Genomic DNA, 19180 nt, shown 5'->3' with positions numbered 1-19180 from the left:
TAAAATATTTTTGTTCATAAACAGGAGCCACTGATGCCGCACACCAATCCGCCACCGCTGCTCCAGGTTCGTGGTATCAGCAAGCAGTTTTCCGGCGTAGTGGTATTGAAGAGTATCGACTTTACTCTGCAACCAGGACAGGTACATGCCCTGTTGGGAGGAAATGGCGCGGGGAAATCGACGTTGATGAAGATCATCGCCGGCGTGCTGCCACCAGACAGCGGTACCATCGAGATCAATGGGCAACCCTGCCTTAACCTTACCCCAGCAAAAGCACATCAACTCGGTATCTATTTGGTCCCCCAAGAACCGATGCTATTTGCCAATCTGTCGGTACAAGAAAATATTCTGTTTCGTTTGCCCAAACATCAGGCTGACAAGAAGAAGATGGCGCAATTACTCAAAAACCTGGGTTGCCATTTGGATCTGTCAGTCAGCGCCGGTTCACTGGATGTAGCAGATCAACAGTTAGTAGAAATTATGCGCGGCCTGATGCGTGACTCACGTATTTTGATCCTTGATGAGCCAACAGCGTCACTAACACCGGCGGAAACCAATCGTCTATTTAGCCAAATCAAAATGTTATTGCAGCAAGGTGTCGGAGTGGTATTTATCTCCCACAAATTACCTGAAATTCGTCAACTGGCAGATTGGGTCAGTGTCATGCGTGATGGTGGCATCGCTCTAAGTGGCGCCACCACTGATTTCTCCATCGATACGATTATTCAGGCTATTAAGCCACAGACCAAAAACAGCGAATTATCTGATACCCAGAAGCTATGGCTGGAGCTGCCCGGTAACCGCCGCTCTCAAGCGCGTGCTCAGTCCAATCAACCGGTGATAGAAGTTGCCGATCTGAGTGGTGAAGGTTTTGCCCATATCTCTTTTGAGGTGCATGCCGGTGAAATCCTGGGATTAGCGGGGGTGGTTGGTGCGGGCAGAACAGAACTCGCGGAAACACTCTATGGTTTACGACCCGCCAGCGGTGGCCACGTCAGGCTGGAAGGGATTGATATCACATTGATGAAAACCGTCAATCGTCTGGCAACCGGGTTGGTTTATCTGCCGGAAGACCGTCAAGCCTCCGGCCTCTATCTGGATGCTCCGCTCAGTTGGAATGTCTGCTCGCTCACCCAGGGTAATCAGGGGTTATGGACACATCCGGCACAGGAAGCCGCCATTCTGGAACGCTATCGGCGGGCACTAAACATTAAGTTCAGTCACCTCGAGCAACCCGTGCGCACCTTGTCCGGTGGCAATCAACAAAAGCTGTTGATTGCGAAATGCCTTGAGGCCAATCCGTTGCTACTGATTATTGATGAGCCTACTCGTGGCGTAGATGTATCAGCGCGCAGCGATATTTATCAATTGATCCGCAGTATTGCCTCTCAGCATGTGGCGATCATTTTTATCTCGTCAGATCTGGAAGAAGTCGTGCAGATGGCTTCCCGGGTGTTGGTCATGCATCAGGGTGAAATCAGTGGCGCAGTCAGTGGGGCGGAAATGAATGTCGATACCATTATGCATCTGGCCTTTGGTGAACATAATACCGATGCGCGCCAATCTGCTGAAAGCGAGGGCGCATCATGTTGAAATTTATTCAAAGCTATCAATTTATTCAAAACAATCGCGAAGGTACCGCGCTGTTGGCGATTTTGGCTTTATTTGCCTTGCTTGGTGTGATCGACAGTAATTACTTCACCTTGCAAACCTTCACCATGATTTTCAGCAGCGCACAGATCCTGATCCTGTTAGCCATCGGCGCCACCATGGTGATGCTAACCCGCAATATCGATGTGTCCGTCGGCTCCATTACCGGCTTATGTGCCGTCACTGTGGGTATGGCGCTCAATGCGGGTTTCGGGCTGGCAATCTCCTGCCTGTTTGCTCTGCTGGTCGGCATGGTGACAGGCTTCTTTAATGGCATTTTGGTTACCTGGCTGCGCATCCCGGCGATTGTCGCCACCCTGGGTACGCTGGGGTTGTATCGCGGCCTGATGCTATTGATAACCGGCGGGAAATGGATAGAAGGGCTGCCGGCAGACTTGAAAAGTTTATCCACCCCGATTCTGTTTTCTATCTCTCCTATCGGCTGGCTAATTATGCTGCTGATTGTAGCTATGGCCTTGTTGCTAGGTAAAACCGCCTTTGGCCGCAGTTTCTATGCTACCGGCGATAACTTGCAGGGTGCACGCCAACTGGGGATCCGCACCGACAGTATTCGTATTTTTGCCTTCTCAATGAATGGGGTGATGGCCGCGCTGGCGGGGATTGTCTTCGCCTCCCAAATTGGCTTTATCCCTAATCAGACGGGCAGTGGGTTAGAGATGAAAGCCATCGCCGCCTGTGTTCTCGGTGGGATCAGCCTGCTCGGTGGTACCGGCACCATTCTCGGGGCCATTCTGGGGGCTTACCTATTAACACAAATCGACAGCGTGCTGGTGCTACTGCGCCTGCCTGCGTGGTGGAATGACTTTATTGCCGGTTTGGTGTTGCTGGGTGTACTGGTGTTCGATGGCCGCCTGCGTTGTGCCATTGAGCGCAATATCCGCCGGCAGAAATATGCTCGCTTTAATGCTCGCCCGGCAGTTTCTGGTAAGTCGACAACTTCGGATAAGAAGAAAAACGTTATACCCAATAGATTTCATGATGCAGGAAGGCGGCAAACGAGAGAATCCCGATGAGCTTACAGTGGTAAGTGATTCGGGTAAACGAAGCAGGTAACACACCTGCAATTTGAAAGATGAAGGGTATAAAAAGAGGTAGCGCGATGAATATTTATCGCCGTTATGGATGGGAACTGGCCTTGGTTGCACTGTTAGTGCTGGAAATCCTGCTGTTTGGTTTATCGAATTCTCGCATGCTGGATATCAACGTACTGCTGTTCAGTACCAGTGATTTCATCTGCATCGGCATTGTAGCTTTGCCGCTGACCATGGTGATTGTCAGTGGAGGAATTGACATCTCATTCGGTTCAACTATCGGATTGTGCTCCATATTCCTAGGCGTGATGTTTCAAGCTGGCGTCCCCATGAGTGTCGCGATCCCGCTGACACTGGTGGTTGGTGCGTTATGCGGTTTGATTAATGCCGGGCTGATTCTGTATACCGGCGTCAACCCGTTGGTCATAACTCTAGGCACCATGTACCTGTTCGGCGGCAGCGCCTTGCTGTTGTCCGGCATTTCCGGCGCGACCGGCTATGAGGGCATTGGCGGCTTCCCAACAGCCTTTACCGATTTTGCCAACCAAACGTTGTTCGGCCTGCCCGTCCCACTGGTTATCTTTATGGTCTGCGTGCTGCTGTTCTGGCTACTGATGCACCGCACCCATAGCGGCCGCAACGTATTTCTTATCGGGCAAAACAGTCGGGTGGCCCGTTACAGCGCCCTGCCCGTCGCGCGTACCTTATGCATCCTGTATGCCCTGACGGGGGTGGCGTCTGCGATTGCCGCGGTCCTATTGGTCTCTTATTTCGGTTCGGCACGCTCTGATTTGGGGGCTTCGTTCCTGATGCCAGCCATCACCGCAGTGGTACTGGGGGGCGCTAACATCTACGGCGGCTCTGGCTCCATCCTCGGGACGGCACTGGCGGTATTACTGGTGGGTTACTTACAGCAAGGTTTGCAAATGATTGGCACACCAAACCAGATATCGAGTGCGTTGTCCGGTGCATTGCTGATTCTGGTGGTGGTTGGGCGCTCTATCAGCCTGCACCGACATCTGATTCATGAATGGCTGCAACGTCGTCGCAGCAGACACACCCTAAGTTAATACCTGTTTTCTTTTGTAGTGAAATTGCCAACACCTCTACCCCTAGCTTCTTCGGAGATAGCAATGAAAACACAAAGATTAAAAAAGCTGGCACTGGTTTGTGCCCTTGGATTTGCCTGTATCACTACTGCTCAAGCGGCAGAACGCATCGCATTTATCCCGAAACTGGTCGGGGTCGGCTTCTTCACCAGCGGCGGTAAAGGTGCCGTTGATGCCGGTAAAGAGCTGGGTGTGGATGTGACCTACGATGGCCCGACAGAACCGAGTGTTTCCGGCCAGGTTCAGTTAATCAATAACTTCGTCAATCAGGGTTACAACGCCATTGTGGTTTCGGCAGTCTCACCGGATGGACTGTGCCCAGCGTTAAAACGCGCGATGCAACGGGGTGTCAAAATCTTGACCTGGGACTCTGATACCAAACCAGAATGTCGCTCGGTTTACATCAACCAAGGTACCCCGAATCAATTGGGTTCGATGCTGGTCGATATGGCCGCGAATCAAGTGAAAAAAGATAAAGCCAAGGTCGCCTTCTTCTATTCCAGCCCGACGGTTACCGATCAGAACCAATGGGTCAATGAAGCGAAGAAAAAAATCCAACAAGATCACCCCGGTTGGGAAGTGGTTACCACCCAGTTCGGCTATAACGATGCCACAAAATCACTGCAAACCGCAGAGGGCATCTTAAAAGCTTATAGCGATCTGGATGCCATTATTGCCCCAGATGCCAACGCCCTGCCCGCTGCGGCGCAAGCAGCAGAAAACCTGAAACGCGACAACGTGGCGATCGTCGGCTTCAGTACTCCAAACGTGATGCGCCCTTATGTTCAGCGCGGCACGGTCAAGGAATTCGGTCTGTGGGATGTGGTTAATCAAGGCAAGATTTCAGTTTATGTCGCCAATGAAATGCTGAAAAAAGGCGACCTGAATGTCGGCGATAAAATTGATATCCCGAACATTGGTGTGGTTGAAGTGGCACCGAATAGCATTCAGGGCTATGACCATGAGGCCAAAGGCAGCGGCATTGTGTTACTGCCACAGCGGGTCATTTTCACTAAAGAAAACATCGACAAATACGATTTTTAATCTCGGCGGCCCGTCCACCGGCGGGCCGGAACAGGACTAAGGGAGTAATAACAGATGGCTGATTTAGACGATATTAAAGACGGTAAAGATTTCGGTATTGGCGTGCCGCAGATAAATCCTGCCTTTACACTGAAAGGCTCAGGTTCACTGGATTGGGGGATGCAATCCCGGCTGGCGCGAATTTTCAATCCGAAAACCAATCGCACGGTAATGCTGGCATTTGATCACGGTTATTTTCAGGGGCCGACCACTGGCCTGGAGCGGATTGATATCAATATCGCCCCGCTGTTTGAATATGCCGACGTCCTAATGTGTACCCGTGGCATTTTGCGCAGTATCGTCCCCGCGTCGGCCAATCGCCCGGTAGTACTGCGCGCATCTGGTGCCAACTCGATTCTGACTGATTTATCCAACGAAGCGGTGGCGGTGGCAATGGAAGATGCATTGCGGCTCAACTCCTGCGCCGTGGCTGCACAAGTCTATATCGGCACTGAACACGAGCATCAGTCGATTAAAAATATCATTCAATTAGTTGATCAGGGAATGCGCTACGGCATGCCTACCATGGCCGTGACTGGCGTCGGTAAAGACATGGCTCGCGACCAGCGTTACTTCTCTCTGGCTACCCGAATTGCCGCTGAGATGGGCGCACAGGTGATCAAAACCTATTATGTCGACAGTGGGTTTGAACGTATCGCTGCCGGTTGTCCAGTGCCTATCGTCATTGCCGGTGGTAAGAAACTGCCAGAACGCGATGCATTGGAAATGTGCTATCAAGCCATTGATCAGGGAGCGTCAGGTGTAGATATGGGGCGCAATATCTTCCAGTCAGAAGCCCCAATTGCCATGCTGAAAGCGGTTCATGCGGTGGTACATAAAAATGAAAATGCACAAACAGCCTATAAGCTGTTCTTAGATGAAAAAGGTTGAGTGGGCATCGCTGCCAGTCAGTGACTGGTAAGCCGTGACAAGGAGGTCTTCGGTAATCAGGAGACCTTTGGTAATCAGGAGACAAATATGCACGTGACTCTCGTCGAAATTAATGTGAAAGATGACAAAGTTGAACAGTTTATTGAGGTTTTTCGCGCCAATCATCAGGGTTCTATCCGCGAGGCGGGGAACTTGCGTTTTGATGTGCTAAGGGACGAGACGATCCCAACCCGTTTTTATATCTATGAAGCCTATACCGATGAAGCTGCGGTGGCGGCCCACAAGAAAACCCCCCATTACCTGAAGTGTGTCGAGCAACTGGAGGGATTGATGACCGGCCCACGCAAGAAAACAGTATTTATCGGCCTGATGCCTTAGCCGACACGGGCAGCCGATTTCCTACGCTGCCCGCATGTTGGAACCACATGGCAAATTTAGCGACTGAGCCACATCACGCGCACACGCTAAAACTTATCCGCACCCATAAACCGCCTAGTAACTCACTGTGCAATAACTCTGGGCGGGTTTTATGGTAGGTCGTAATGTCTTTTACCAATGCTAACCCCAGCCCCGCCCCTTGCTGCTCACCCACATTATCCAACCGGTGGAATGGCATCAGCGCTTGCGCAGCTTCATCTTGTGCAATACCAGGGCCACTGTCTTCTATTTCTAACCAACAGCGCCCTGTGTCACCGCCTATAACCAACCGTACCGTCACCACGCCATGCTTTGGCGTGTATTTCAACGCGTTATCCAGCAGGTTATCGCACAGTTCAGTCAGCAATAAGGCATCCCCCTCGATCCAGCACTCAGACACCCCCTCATAGCCCAGATCAATCTGCTTGCTGCGGGCTTGAGCAAGGTGTGCAAAACACGCGTCACGTAATAGTGGGCCGAGATTAACCGGTTGTAGTCTGCGCTCGTGCACTTTCATCCGTGATAATTGCAATAACCGATCCGTCAGGGAAACGGTGTGATCCAGTGTCCCGCGCATCGCCACCAGGCTTTCACGCCATTGTTGTGGGGAGTCACTGGCCAGGGCCACCGCCACCTGCGTTTTCAACACCGTTAACGGTGTACGCAATTGATGAGAGGCATCAGCACTAAAGCGCCCCTGACGTGCCACCATTTCCCGTAAACGCTCGATGTAGCGATCAAAGGCCAATAACAACGGTTCCATTTCTGACCATGGCAACACTTTGGGGAGCGGGGTCAGCTCACCGGGATCTCGACGCAGCATCAGGCCCGACAGCTTACGTAGTGGCTTGAGAATGCCTTTGAGTAAGATATACGCCATTACCAGCGTCAAGAGCACCAGCGTACCTTGGGTCAAGACTGCCGATATCATGATCTGCTGTGCCAGATCATGGCGGGATGCTAGCGTTTCAGCCACCAGCACCATCGCCATCCCCATAACACCAGACTCATTAACCGGTTGATAAAGCGCAGCCACACGTATTGGTTTGCCTCGGTACTCGGCATCATAAAAATGTACCAATGCAGGGTAGAGAAGAGATCGTGGCGTATTCAGCGGGAAAGGCGGTAAATCATTGTAGCCAGCTATACTTTTCCCCTCTGGCGTAATCACCTGATAGTAAAGCTGATCATTCATATTGCGCTCAAAACTATCGAGGACAATATAAGGGACATCAACCTCTAGCTGCCCATGACGAACAACCAACCGCTCCGCCACCGTTCGGGCAGAGGCTAATAACGTGCGGTCATAAGCTAACGTAGCCGCATTCATTGCACTGATATAATGGGTATAAATAGAGATCCCGCCCAAAATCAGTAGCGGGACACCAAAAAACAGCAGCAATTGATGAAACAGCGAACGTGGGGCTTTAAACCATCGTGGCACAGTCGTGTTAGAGCACGCCATCAGTGCATTCCAGGCTGTAACCTAAACCGCGTAAAGTCTGGATAGAGACATTACTGCCATGCAGCTTTTTACGCACCCGATGCACATACAGTTCAATACTTTCTGGATTGGCATCATCAGATAAGGTAAATACCTGCTCAAACAGTTGTTGTTTGGCAACTGGCCTACCCCGGCGATGCATCAGTGAGGTTAATACTGCCGATTCCCGCGGTGTCAGCGCCAATGGCTTATCCGCTAACAGAAAGTAACCTTCGTCGTGATAGGTCAACTCACCAAATTGCACCGCCTGCCCGGTTCCGCCGACACTACGCCGTAATAGAGCACGTATCCGCGCCTCCAGTTCATCCAGTTCAAACGGTTTCGTCAAATAGTCATCCGCCCCCAAGTTCAGTCCTTTCACCCGGTCTGCCACTTCCGTTCTGGCGGTCAACAACAGCACCGGCAACGTTTGCCCACGCTTACGTAGCCGGGCCAGCAAATCTAACCCGTTCAAACGTGGCAACGCCACATCCAATACCACCAGCGTGTAATTTTCGTTTTGCAGCAAATGATCGGCGGCAACACCATCATTTGCCACATCCACAGCGAAGCCCGCATGAGTCAATGCTTTCTGTAACCAGTGAGATAACTCGGGGTGATCCTCTACCAACAAGAGACGCATATCACATCCTGTACTTTTTCCTTCCCATTGAAAGGTAACTGAAAGGTTAATCTATTAACAATTCAGCAACCTCGCAATCGCGGGAAGGCTCACAATTTAGAAGAAAATAATGAGGGAATAATATGAAAAGGATAATTACCCGCACTTTAGCCGCCTCGATTCTGATACTGACAGCACAAATGGCACAGGCTATCGAGGCACCTGGCAGAACAGAATGTATTGCGCCGGCCAAACCCGGCGGCGGCTTTGATCTTACCTGTAAATTGATTCAGGTTTCCCTGCAAGAGACTAAAGCAATTGATCGCCCGATGCGGGTCAGCTATATGCCGGGAGGTGTCGGAGCGGTTGCCTATAACGCCATCGTCGCGCAACGGCCAGCAGAGTTTGGCACCGTGGTCGCGTTCTCCGGCGGCTCTTTACTTAATCTGGCACAAAATAAATTTGGCCGTTATAGCCCTGACGATGTGAAGTGGCTGGCGGCCGTTGGCACTGATTACGGCATGATCGCCGTGCGGGCTGACTCTCCCTATAAAACGCTAAAAGACCTGATGGATGCCTTTAAACAAGATCCTAACAGCGTGGTATTCGGGGCCGGTGCCTCGATTGGCAGCCAGGACTGGATGAAAACGGCGTTACTGGCCCGTGAGGTGGGCGTCGATCCCCATAAAATGCGCTATGTGGCCTTTGAGGGTGGCGGTGAACCGGTTACCGCATTGTTAGGTAACCATATTCAGGCGGTGTCCGGGGACTTAAGTGAAATGGTGCCCTATCTGGCAGGCGACAAACTACGGATATTGGCTGTTTATGCAGAACAACGCCTGCCTGGCCAACTGGCTAATATTCCTACGGCTAAAGAACAAGGCTTCAATTTAGTGTGGCCGATTATTCGTGGTTTCTATCTCGGGCCGAAGGTCAGTGATGCCGAATATCAATGGTGGACGGAGACCTTTAACACCTTGGTACAAACTGACGAGTTCAAAAAACAGCGTGAATTACGCGGCTTATTTGAGTTCAACCTGACCGGCAAAGAGCTGGATGTGTATGTCAAAAAACAGATTGAACAATATCGTGAACAAGCTAAAGCATTCGGGCTGGCCAAATAATTAAGGAGAAAGATCATGAGCGATCGTATTTTTGCCAGTATCTGGATCCTGCTCTGTATCAGCGGCTTATTTATCGGCTGGGGAATTCAAAGCGAATACAGTTACGAGCCGCTAGGCCCGCGCCCTTTCCCGATGGCAATTCTGGCGTTAATGACACTGTGCGCGGTGCTATTGCTGCTGCGTAAACCAGACGTTATCGCATGGCCGCACGCCAAAGTATTGCATCGCCTGTTGGTGATGGTGATTACGCTGGTGCTCTATGCCTGGGGATTTGAGTCGCTTGGATTCCCGCTGGCGACAGCCCTACTAACATTTAGCATCGCATTGTTATTTGAGGCAAAAATATGGGTCGCTGCGCTGTCCGGCGTGGTTCTGGGCGCGTCATTATTCTATGCCTTTGACTATTTACTTGATGTCACCCTACCACTTGGCGTTTGGCTGAACTAACGAGGCTGTGATGGAAACTTGGATGTATTTATCGCAAGGATTTGAGGTGGCATTAACACCACAAAACCTGATGATTGCCCTGATAGGCTGCTTTATCGGTACCATTGTTGGCTTACTCCCAGGACTGGGGCCGATCAACGGCGTGGCCATTTTGCTGCCACTCGCTTTTGCCCTAAAACTGCCCGCCGAGTCTGCCCTGATCTTGCTGGCTACGGTTTATATCGGTTGTGAATATGGTGGGCGCATCTCATCCATATTACTTAATGTCCCCGGTGATGCCGCGGCTATCATGACCGCCCTTGATGGTTATCCGATGGCGCAGCAGGGCCGTGCCGGTGTAGCGCTATCCATTTCAGCAGTTAGCTCATTTGTTGGTTCACTCTTGGCTATTGGTGGGATCATTCTGTTTGCACCGCTACTGGCACAGTGGTCACTGGCATTCGGCCCATCGGAGTATTTCGCGTTAATGGTCTTCGCCATCGCCTGCCTTGGCAGCATGATGAGCCAAAACCCCTTGAAATCACTGCTAGCCGCCTTAATCGGATTGGGGTTGGCGACAGTAGGCGTTGATGCAAACACCGGCGTTTATCGCTTCACCTTTGATAGTGTCCACCTCTCTGATGGAATTCAATTTATCGTAGTGGTGATCGGCTTGTTCTCGGTCAGTGAGATCTTGTTGATGCTGGAAAGTACCAGTACCGGCCAGAAACTGGTGCGTAAAACCGGTCGCCTGATGTTCAACCGCAAAGAAGCGGCAGAATGTGTCGGGCCAACACTGCGATCTTCAGTGATCGGTTTCTTTGTTGGGATTTTGCCGGGCGCAGGGGCAACCATCGCCAGTGCGCTGACCTACATGACCGAAAAGCGCATCAGTGGTAACAGCGATAGTTTTGGTAAAGGGGATATTCGTGGTGTTGCCGCACCTGAAGCGGCGAATAATGCTTCTGCCTGTGGATCTTTTATTCCGATGCTCACTCTGGGCGTTCCAGGCTCAGGCACTACGGCGGTAATGATGGGAGCATTGACCCTGTATAACATCACACCGGGGCCTGCGATGTTCACCGAGCAACCGGATATTGTCTGGGGGTTAATTGCCTCGCTGTTGATAGCCAACGTTATATTACTGCTGATGAACCTACCTCTGGTTGGCTTCTTCACCCGCATGTTAACCATTCCGTTATGGTTCCTGGTCCCCGCCATTGCAGCAGTCTCTGCGGTGGGGGTCTATGCGGTGCACAGCACCACTTTCGACCTGATGCTCATGGTCGGATTGGGTATCTTTGGCTATCTGCTGAGAAAAATGAACTTCCCCATGTCCCCGCTGATTTTAGGCTTTGTTCTGGGCGAAATGCTGGAGCAAAACCTGCGTCGTGCACTGTCCATTAGCAATGGCAATTACACTATTTTGTGGTCGAGCCCTATTGCAAAAAGCTTGCTAATACTGGCCGTGCTGGTGTTGGTGCTGCCGCCAATCCTGCGAGTAGTACGTAAATTTCGCCAATCAAAGCCAGCCGTTAATGAAGGGTAAAAACTGACTCGTATTACTCCGGGGCTGATAATTATAGGATTATTGGCCCCGATATATTGGGAATATTCCGCGTTATAAGATGATACCTATCAGCAAAATGCTTAATGAGTAAACTGATCATCACCAGTACCGGAAATGCTTAGACCTTAACTATAATGAAGGTAGATAAGTGTAATCACGATAAATAATGAGGCAAAACCATGTCAGACAAAATCGCCGTCGGTATCAGCGCTTGCCTGTTAGGTGAGAAAGTACGTTTCGATGGCGGGCATAAACGTCTAACATTTGCCGTGGACGAGTTGGCCCCTTTTGTTCATTTTGAGCCGGTCTGCCCTGAGATGGCAATCGGGCTGCCTTCGCCCCGCCCAGCGCTACGCTTGGTTAAAGCAGGCGCTGATGATATTCGTCTCAGCTTTAGTAACCAACCAGAAACCGACCTGACCCGCGCCATGCAGGACTTCTCCGCGAAAAGAATTGCGGGATTGCAGCATTTAAGTGGCTATGTGGTTTGCGCCAAATCCCCTAGCTGCGGCATGGAGCGGGTGCGGGTGTATGAAGCCGATGGCAAAAATAACCGCAAAAGTGGTACTGGCATTTTCACTCAAGAATTAATGCGCCAACTACCGTGGCTCCCCATTGAGGAAGATGGCCGCCTGTGTGACCCAGAGCTGAAAGAGAATTTTGTGGCACGAATCTATGCCTTACACGAGTTTAATCAGCTATGGCAACAAGGCATGAGCCGCGCCCGGCTGATCGCTTTCCATAGCCGCTATAAATTATTATTACTAGCTCATTCGCAACCTGCCTACCGTGAATTAGGGCGTTTCGTTGCGGCTATCGACCAATGGCCTTCAATTAATGAATGTGCTTTTGAATACCGTAACCGGCTGATGGCCCTGATGAGCCAACACTCCTCGCGCCGTGGTCACACCAATGTCTTGCAGCATGTCCAAGGCTATTTCAGCAACCAACTCAGCCCCCGGCAACGCAGCGAGCTGGCACAACTGATTTTGCGTTATCGTCAAGGCAGTCAGCCACTGCTTGCCCCCATTACCCTGCTCAAACATTATTTAGCTGAATATCCCGACAGCTATCTTGCCCAGCAGCGCTATTTTGACCCTTACCCGGAGGTTTTGCGCCTAAGGTATGGGCATTAATAGGGGGAATTTAAACGCGATATGAAGCCCGTGGTAATTCAGCAAGTTGCCGCGTTATCAGATAACACCTATCAGCAAAATGTCTCCTTTGCGTTATTCTTAGCGCCGAAGAAAATAATTAGCAGTCTTTCTGGTGGTATCACGGCCTCATGGCAGTGAGGCCGCTGTAAAACAGGAGTTTCTATGAACACCACTTATCGCCTGGCGCTGGCTTTGGCTTTTTCTACCACGCTGCTGACGGCTACCGTTCACGCCAATAGCCTATTGGATTCAGTAAAAAGTGCTGCTGACCAATACAGTAAATCGGGTGATAGCTCATCTTCATTGTCGTCATTGACCGGCTTACTCAATGGCGGCGATAAAGGGCTTAGTGCCAGCACCATGACCAATGCTGCCGGTATATTGCAATATTGCGTACAAAACAATGTACTGTCGGCCAATGGCACTTCGGCGATTAAAGACCAATTGATGAGTAAACTGGGTATCACCAGTACCGAAAATGCCAAGAGCCAGGACTATCAGGAAGGTTTAGGCGGATTACTGAAAACCGGTGAAGGTAAGAGTTTGAATTTGAACGATCTGGGCAGTGAGCAAATCACTGAAAAAATCAAAACCAAAGCCTGTGATTTAGTGCTGAAACAGGGTCAATCGTTCTTGTTGAAATAAACCTGACACACTGAGGTTTATAACAACGCGATTCCTGGCGCAGTGAATGAAGGGTTTACCGCACTCAGAGTGCACGGTGGTTTACGCCACTATTGCCCCAACAGTAAGTATCCCCTTCATTTCACTTTGTCAGCGTGTTCTATTTTATGAAGATATTCTGGCGGTGATACGCCATCTGCCCTTCATCGGGGGAAAACTTAACCGGTAAACGCAGCTTCCGCCCTTCATATTTAGCGAAATTATCTTCACTGATACTGCTTTTGAGTTTTTTGATCTGAGGGGATAACACCATTTCCAGATGCTCATTAAAGGTGATTAATCCCTGATCAAAGGCCCGGTCGTGCAAACTTGAAAGACACAGACCATTACTGGGATTAAGCCGATGTTCAGCGCCGTGACTCCATGGGCGAATATGGCTGGCAACGAGTAATGCAGGTACTTCTAGTTCAGTAATACAGCAACGATTGTCATAGATGTGCAGTACATTTTTACGAAATAATTGCTGACCGACCCTCGCTTTAATAATCATAGTTCTTTCGCCGCCACTAAAGTCTTTAATACCACTGTCGGTGTTAATACTATTATCAACTTTAATATTACTATCAAACAGTTGGGTAATCGGCTTTTCTAACTCACTCATCGCCTGTTGGCATTGCAATTCAAAAACTTCAGCATTCTCATTCAATTCCAGCCATAAAGCTCGGTCGGCCTTAGAGACACTCGTTAAACCACTGCGGCCTGAGTCAGTAATAAAAGGGTCCAGACTGGCTAAATTGACCAACTTCATCGCGAGTGCCGAAGGGGTTCTGCCAATTAACGCGGCGTAATGAATAATATCGGGATTTCTGGAATGCAATTTGCCAAAGGGAATTTGGCTATACAGTGTAAAAGCAACTAACAGTTGATCCCGCGTCCAGTGATTTACCGCCGCCATGCATCGTCACCCGAAATTAGTGAGTCATTTTATTGAATGCGTTAACTATGCCAGGTGTTGTGGGGTATGGGTACCCTATCCTCCCAATATATCTTCAGCCCTAACTCGGATAACCATACAAAATCTAAATTAACCACAACAATCCATACCCCAAAAATATCCTGTTTTGGGATATTTTACGCGGATAGGATAATTACTCGAACACATCACATGGAGGATTAAACATTATGGATAAACAAGACTGGCATCCGGCAGATATTATCGCGGGTTTGAAAAAACGCGGTACAACGATGGCGGCACTTTCCCGAGAGTCAGGGCTGGCCTCTTCAACGCTGGCGAATACGTTGTTGCGCCATTGGCCGAAGGGCGAAAACTTGATTACACAGGTGCTGGAATTACATCCTGCGGAGATCTGGCCTTCACGTTATCTGAAGCCTAAAAAAACGCGAAAAACGTTGCCAATTGCGTAATTAAATCTAGTTGATTCCACTTCTCCATGGAGGATAAACAGAAGTGGAATCACTAACTTTCAGGCCATCATCCTGCTGCTGTCTCGCAGGTAAAGATATTGGTACCCATATTATATGCGGCTTCAAGTACCGGACCAGGGCCACCTAAGTCTGGCAGCAGTAACACGGTTGAACTCATCACCGGCGCACCGCAGAAATTGAAAATACCGTGCTCAATCTGTATTTTCATCGCTTCGGCAAAGCCATGATTGATATAAGTCTTATGCGCGGCTGCACCGATTCCAATGATATGTACTGGCAGATGCGTCAGCTTTTTGATCAACTCTCCCGCGTCATCATAGGCCCAGCCATTGGAAAACACGCGATCAATCCATCCTTTTAACAATGCGGGCATCGACCACCAGTAAATTGGGAACACTAATACCAGCGCATCTGCTCGCTCAATCCTCTGTTGCTCCGCCAGCACATCATCCGACAGCGAAGCTTGCCGATTAAAAGCAGCAATATCCACTGCGGTAAACCTTGGGTCAAAACCTTCGGTAGCAATATCGGCAATCTCATAAGTGTGTGTAGAATCCGATGCAACCAACCCCGCTGCAATCTGTCGTGCAACACTGTTAGTGAGTGATTCATGAAGCGGATGTGAGGTAACGATAAGTGAATGCATAATCTGACTCCTGATTGCCATTAAAATGCCGTTGGCGTAATCTATATACCATTAGTAAGTTACTGTTGGTAAGTTACCTTTGGTATATAAGCATGTCAACTAGCAAAAAGAATGTATCGTCACGACTTCGCCTATCGCGTGAAGAGCGTTACCACCAATTAATGAATACAGCATGGCAACTGGTGCGGGAAGAAGGCACTGAAGCCCTGACGCTAGGCCGCCTTGCTGAGCGCTCCGGCGTCACTAAACCGGTGGTTTATGACCATTTCGGCACCCGAGCTGGACTTTTTGCCGAACTTTATAAAGAGTTTGATAGCCGCCAAACCGCATTGATGGACGCGGCCATTGCGCAATGCGAGCCAACACTCACTGCTATCGCCACTGTGACCGCTTCATCATATATTGACTGTGTCCTGCTTCAGGGGCAGGAAATCTCTGGGGTCATTGCAGCATTAAAAGGCACGCCTGAGCTGGATGAGATGAAACGTGAATATTCTAAGGCGTACATCCGCAAATGCCGGAATATACTCGCGCCCTATGCTAAAGGGAATCTGATTTCAGATGCCAGCCTATGGGCATTGCTAGGTGCAGCAGAAGGGTTATCGTGTTCTGCTGCTAGCGGCGAAATCACCGCCTCACAGGCAAAATCTGAGCTATTTGAGTTGATTATGGCGATAGTAGAAAGAAGCATGGGCCAGCGCTAGCAACGGCAAAGTACCCTCAAAAAGAATCAGATGGAATAGCAGGCGTAGATTAAAAGTTTGCCGAGGCTGTATCAGTAGTTTGAGTGCGAGCAGGTAATGAATGAATTTCCAAATACTCCCCGCACTGCGAGGAGTATTCAGAATAACGTTAAATCGCTTTTTCTGATTCAATGCTTTTTTGATTACGACTGACTGCCACTTTGAATAGCCAATATATCAAGCTGGCGGCAACCAGCGAGTTAATGGTTGGAATCCCCCACTCAGTCACCAATCCGATAACACTGCCGACAATACTGGCGATAATGGCAACCCAACCGATAACCGGTGTTTGAGTTTCGTCAGGGAGTTTCCCTTCCAGTCGACTCTTATCCAGAATATTGCGATGAGAGCGCAACACAAAATAGTCCACCAGCATGATGCCGATAATCGGCGGGAATACCACACCTAGCACTGTAAGGAAATCCACAAACCGATCCAAAATCCCTAACACGGAAAGTGTCGTACCCAGAACGCCGATAACTAACGTGGTTAAGGTGTATTTCAGTTTTTTCCCGGTCAACCCCTCGACCGCATTGACGATACCGAGGGACGAAGAGTACAGATTAAGGTCATTAACTCTTAATGTTGAGAACACCACCACCAGCAAGCCTGCACCACCCGCGGCCTGAGACATAATAGTCACCACATCAGCTGTTCCCAGCGTTTTAGCAATCAAGATAGCCAGGCCATTGACCACGAACTCCCCGGCCACAATGGTGAAAATCGTCACACCCAACACATGCTTCCCATTTTTGGAATAACGCGTTAGGTCAGGGGTCATCAGGCTTGCCACGATAGCGCCCCCGACAACGATAGTGATACCTGCGCTGATAGACAGAGGATCACCCGGTGGTATCAACTGCATAATTTCATGCAGATTATGCCCGGACAGCGTACTAATAGAGATATAAGCCACCAGCAAAATAAACATCGGAACCGCAATACGTGCGGCGATGCGCAATGCCTTAAAACCAAATGCCACCAAGATAGTCAGCAGGCTACCCGATAAAGCTGCCGCGAATCCGAATCCCAGTTTATTACCCAAAGCGAAATCAAGCGATTTGGCGAAAATAGCGTTTTGTATACCAAACCAACCCAGTAAGCTCACCGCCACCACAATCCCGATCAGTACTGAGCCTAAGCGACCAAAGCCACACCAGCGAGCCAACAGGCTACCGGAGATCCCTTCACGCATACCGGCCAGCCCAAGACCGTAGGTCACCACACCAAATATTATGCTGCCAATAAGGATTGCGGTGAATGCATCAGTCAGTGTCATGGAGTTACCCAGCACCGCCCCCAGCATAAATTGATCCAGCGCGGTCAACATACCCATGTGAACGATGGCAACGCTTAAAAATGAAACCCTTTTATCCTGTGGCACGCGGCTTAATGGATAGTCTTCAATTTTGATCACGATAAAGTGCACCCTTGTAGTTCAGATAAACTGGATTCCTTTTGCTACCAGTCGATCCGGAATATAATTATCCAAATGTGCAAATTTGCAAAACTCCTCAAACTGTTGCAACGTGTGGACATCAGATTTTTGATAAATAGTATATATTCTGTTTTCTATTGTTTTAGTGCTGATGTTATATATCTTAGCGATCTCTTTAACAGAAAGTCTTTGCAACATTAAAAATATAACGTCAAGCTCAGCACGGGTAAAAGTTTTACTATTAATTTCGGTGGTCAGGACGCTTGGTTTTTGTTGGTTTATGTATTTGAGTGGAGATAAAGTATTAAGTGGTTTGGCACTCCACATAACACCAATGACTTCTTTTTTATCATTATAAATAGGCAGCTTTTCACTGATAAAGGGGGTCAGAGTATCTTTACCATACCAATAATGTGTTTCTATGACAGTAACCCGATCTTGTGACTCTTCGGTTCTCTTATCATGCTCCATAAACTCGGGAGAAAATTCAGCCCAGTTAGCAGGAAACTCATCGTCCAGCTTCCCCTCTATCTCAAAGTTCAATGGTGTATTGGTATAAAGATAGGCTGCCTTGTTCATATAGATATGGCGGGAATTCAGATCTTTAATGCCCCATGGCTCACTGAGGTGCTCCATCATGGCAATAAGGCCCTTGAAATAAATTTCATTATTTTTATCGGGCAAATCCATTACGACCTCGCCGATTAAAACCGGTTAAATTTCTTTTGCCAGATAGTGCCGAGTATGTTTTTTGGCATATCCACCTAAATCGCCATAGACACGATAGCCTAACTTTTCATAAAAACCTCTGGCCTGGAAATCGAAAGTATCTACATAAGCCATATGACAGCCGCGTTTTATGGCTTCTTCTTCTGCTTTTTCCATTAATTGGCGACCATAGCCACTTTTACGATATTCATCACTGACCCAAAGATATTGGACCTCAAGCCCACCCCACCAGGTCCTGGCAACCAATCCTGCCACAATTTTGCCGTTGTCGTTGGTAACCGTTAAGAATAGCGGATGAATGTCTACAGCTTCAGTTTTATTATTGTGAGCCCAAAGACTATCAATGACATACTCTTCGTCTTGTGGGTTTGGCGTATCCGTGACGTTAATATTCATTTTCGTAACATACCTTCCTATATTAATAATTCAAATTGCAATCAAATTAATAAACTCCAACTGATTTTAATATCACTTTTCTTAAAGTGTTACAAGAGTGGTTTTCACCCGTTCCCACAATGGCGTTAAGTGTTTATATTTAATGTGACAGAGCTAAAAAATACCAACTTATCTCGTGAATGTTATCTGTTTGGCCTGCTCTGTCTGCAAATACTGATTTCGCCTCACCAGGGCTTTATCGGGGAAACCTATCAATAACTCACGGCTCCACCTGTAGAGCAAGGCTAACTTGCCAAAGGGGGGCCGCTCATCCTCCCCAAAATCCATAAATTTTATTGCTTAATATGCTCATTTAGCGTCTACCCAGTCAAAAACTGGCCGTTCCGTTTTTATTTACCACTCACTATGGGCTTGAGATCAAGCTTGTCGAGAGATCCTCAACAGTAGGTCTGCACTTATATCGTGTTTTAGTACCAGTCCAGCATAAATATTTCTGTATTGTCGCAAATCGGAGGAGTTGACCGCCAACAGGCCATCGAATTTACAATCTATCTTCCATGAGAATAAAGATCAG

21 protein-coding genes are annotated in these 19180 nt (G+C 48.9%); 14 read left to right on the top strand and 7 right to left on the bottom strand.

From position 1 onward, the window contains the following. Nucleotides 1-33 precede the first annotated feature (33 nt). The 6 genes from lsrA to lsrG all read left to right on the top strand — a co-directional run bounded on the left by lsrA (nt 34) and on the right by lsrG (nt 6163). On the top strand, nt 34-1593 hold the full coding sequence (gene lsrA, locus V2A85_RS13625; protein ID WP_372557913.1) for an autoinducer 2 ABC transporter ATP-binding protein LsrA: 1560 nt from the start codon (nt 34-36) through the stop codon (nt 1591-1593). Then, nucleotides 1587-2684: an autoinducer 2 ABC transporter permease LsrC gene (lsrC, locus tag V2A85_RS13620; RefSeq protein ID WP_372557912.1), complete on the top strand. Its 1098-nt coding sequence runs from the start codon at nt 1587-1589 to the stop codon at nt 2682-2684. The genes lsrA and lsrC overlap by 7 nt, the downstream gene beginning before the upstream one ends. A gap of 86 nt (nt 2685-2770) precedes the next feature. Further along, nucleotides 2771-3772 (top strand): autoinducer 2 ABC transporter permease LsrD, encoded by a 1002-nt coding sequence (gene lsrD, locus V2A85_RS13615; protein ID WP_372557911.1) that lies wholly within the window; start codon nt 2771-2773, stop codon nt 3770-3772. Between the two features lie 63 nt (nt 3773-3835). After that, nucleotides 3836-4855, top strand: a complete 1020-nt coding sequence (gene lsrB, locus V2A85_RS13610; RefSeq protein WP_372557910.1) for an autoinducer 2 ABC transporter substrate-binding protein LsrB — start codon at nt 3836-3838, stop codon at nt 4853-4855. Nucleotides 4856-4909: 54 nt separating this feature from the next. After that, nucleotides 4910-5785: a 3-hydroxy-5-phosphonooxypentane-2,4-dione thiolase gene (lsrF, locus tag V2A85_RS13605; RefSeq protein WP_083160768.1), complete on the top strand. Its 876-nt coding sequence runs from the start codon at nt 4910-4912 to the stop codon at nt 5783-5785. 87 nt (nt 5786-5872) lie between these two features. Continuing rightward, the gene (lsrG, locus tag V2A85_RS13600; protein WP_372557909.1) at nt 5873-6163 is read left to right on the top strand and encodes a (4S)-4-hydroxy-5-phosphonooxypentane-2,3-dione isomerase; all 291 of its coding nucleotides are present in this window, start codon (nt 5873-5875) and stop codon (nt 6161-6163) included. 73 nt (nt 6164-6236) lie between these two features. Here lsrG and V2A85_RS13595 read toward each other — a convergent pair whose 3' ends face one another. After that, on the bottom strand, nt 6237-7667 hold the full coding sequence (locus tag V2A85_RS13595; protein ID WP_420071652.1) for a sensor histidine kinase: 1431 nt from the start codon (nt 7665-7667) through the stop codon (nt 6237-6239). Beyond that, a complete protein-coding gene (tctD, locus tag V2A85_RS13590; RefSeq protein WP_372557907.1) occupies nt 7654-8328 on the bottom strand; it encodes a transcriptional regulator TctD in 675 nt (224 codons plus the stop codon). Before tctD ends, V2A85_RS13595 begins: the two co-directional genes overlap by 14 nt. Before the next feature lie 122 nt (nt 8329-8450). Here tctD and V2A85_RS13585 point away from each other — a divergent pair, with 122 nt between their 5' ends. The 6 genes from V2A85_RS13585 (at nt 8451) to V2A85_RS13560 (ending at nt 13229) form a co-directional block, all read left to right on the top strand. Then, on the top strand, nt 8451-9431 hold the full coding sequence (locus V2A85_RS13585) for a Bug family tripartite tricarboxylate transporter substrate binding protein (RefSeq protein WP_372557906.1): 981 nt from the start codon (nt 8451-8453) through the stop codon (nt 9429-9431). Between the two features lie 15 nt (nt 9432-9446). Then, the gene (locus V2A85_RS13580) at nt 9447-9878 is read left to right on the top strand and encodes a tripartite tricarboxylate transporter TctB family protein (RefSeq protein WP_083160778.1); all 432 of its coding nucleotides are present in this window, start codon (nt 9447-9449) and stop codon (nt 9876-9878) included. Nucleotides 9879-9888: 10 nt separating this feature from the next. Beyond that, entirely contained in the window at nt 9889-11406 is a 1518-nt protein-coding gene (locus V2A85_RS13575) for a tripartite tricarboxylate transporter permease (RefSeq protein ID WP_372557905.1), read from the top strand. Nucleotides 11407-11606: 200 nt separating this feature from the next. Next, nucleotides 11607-12563 carry a YbgA family protein gene (locus V2A85_RS13570; RefSeq protein ID WP_372557904.1) on the top strand — a complete coding sequence of 319 codons (957 nt, stop codon included), beginning with the start codon at nt 11607-11609 and terminating at the stop codon, nt 12561-12563. A gap of 21 nt (nt 12564-12584) precedes the next feature. Then, entirely contained in the window at nt 12585-12722 is a 138-nt protein-coding gene (locus tag V2A85_RS13565; RefSeq protein WP_193784736.1) for a hypothetical protein, read from the top strand. Nucleotides 12723-12746: 24 nt separating this feature from the next. Beyond that, the gene (locus V2A85_RS13560) at nt 12747-13229 is read left to right on the top strand and encodes a DUF2501 domain-containing protein (protein ID WP_372557903.1); all 483 of its coding nucleotides are present in this window, start codon (nt 12747-12749) and stop codon (nt 13227-13229) included. 139 nt (nt 13230-13368) lie between these two features. Here V2A85_RS13560 and V2A85_RS13555 read toward each other — a convergent pair whose 3' ends face one another. Continuing rightward, the gene (locus V2A85_RS13555; RefSeq protein WP_372557902.1) at nt 13369-14163 is read right to left on the bottom strand and encodes an HNH endonuclease; all 795 of its coding nucleotides are present in this window, start codon (nt 14161-14163) and stop codon (nt 13369-13371) included. Between the two features lie 227 nt (nt 14164-14390). On the opposite strand from V2A85_RS13555, the gene V2A85_RS13550 reads away from it, so the two are divergent. Continuing rightward, the gene (locus tag V2A85_RS13550; RefSeq protein ID WP_420071651.1) at nt 14391-14633 is read left to right on the top strand and encodes a helix-turn-helix domain-containing protein; all 243 of its coding nucleotides are present in this window, start codon (nt 14391-14393) and stop codon (nt 14631-14633) included. 67 nt (nt 14634-14700) lie between these two features. On the opposite strand, the gene V2A85_RS13545 is transcribed toward V2A85_RS13550, so the two are convergent. Further along, nucleotides 14701-15300, bottom strand: coding sequence for an NAD(P)H-dependent oxidoreductase (locus V2A85_RS13545; protein ID WP_372557901.1), 600 nt, complete (start codon nt 15298-15300; stop codon nt 14701-14703). Between the two features lie 161 nt (nt 15301-15461). Between V2A85_RS13545 and V2A85_RS13540 the strand changes: the two genes are divergently transcribed. Beyond that, nucleotides 15462-16004 carry a TetR/AcrR family transcriptional regulator gene (locus V2A85_RS13540; protein ID WP_372559814.1) on the top strand — a complete coding sequence of 181 codons (543 nt, stop codon included), beginning with the start codon at nt 15462-15464 and terminating at the stop codon, nt 16002-16004. A 148-nt stretch (nt 16005-16152) separates the two neighbouring features. Here V2A85_RS13540 and V2A85_RS13535 read toward each other — a convergent pair whose 3' ends face one another. From V2A85_RS13535 to V2A85_RS13525, 3 genes are read right to left on the bottom strand one after another with little or no spacing between them, the layout of a single operon-like run. Next, nucleotides 16153-17460 carry a cytosine permease gene (locus V2A85_RS13535; RefSeq protein ID WP_372568624.1) on the bottom strand — a complete coding sequence of 436 codons (1308 nt, stop codon included), beginning with the start codon at nt 17458-17460 and terminating at the stop codon, nt 16153-16155. A gap of 21 nt (nt 17461-17481) precedes the next feature. Further along, nucleotides 17482-18171, bottom strand: coding sequence for a helix-turn-helix transcriptional regulator (locus V2A85_RS13530; protein WP_083160791.1), 690 nt, complete (start codon nt 18169-18171; stop codon nt 17482-17484). Nucleotides 18172-18195: 24 nt separating this feature from the next. Further along, nucleotides 18196-18606, bottom strand: coding sequence for a GNAT family N-acetyltransferase (locus V2A85_RS13525; RefSeq protein ID WP_083160793.1), 411 nt, complete (start codon nt 18604-18606; stop codon nt 18196-18198). Between the last annotated feature and the right edge of the window lie 574 nt (nt 18607-19180).

The sequence above is a fragment of the Yersinia sp. 1252 StPb PI genome (assembly GCF_048593885.1).
GTDB lineage: Bacteria > Pseudomonadota > Gammaproteobacteria > Enterobacterales > Enterobacteriaceae > Yersinia > Yersinia enterocolitica_E.
Note: the sequence above shows the minus strand (reverse complement) of the source record. Positions and strands in the feature narration are given on the sequence as shown.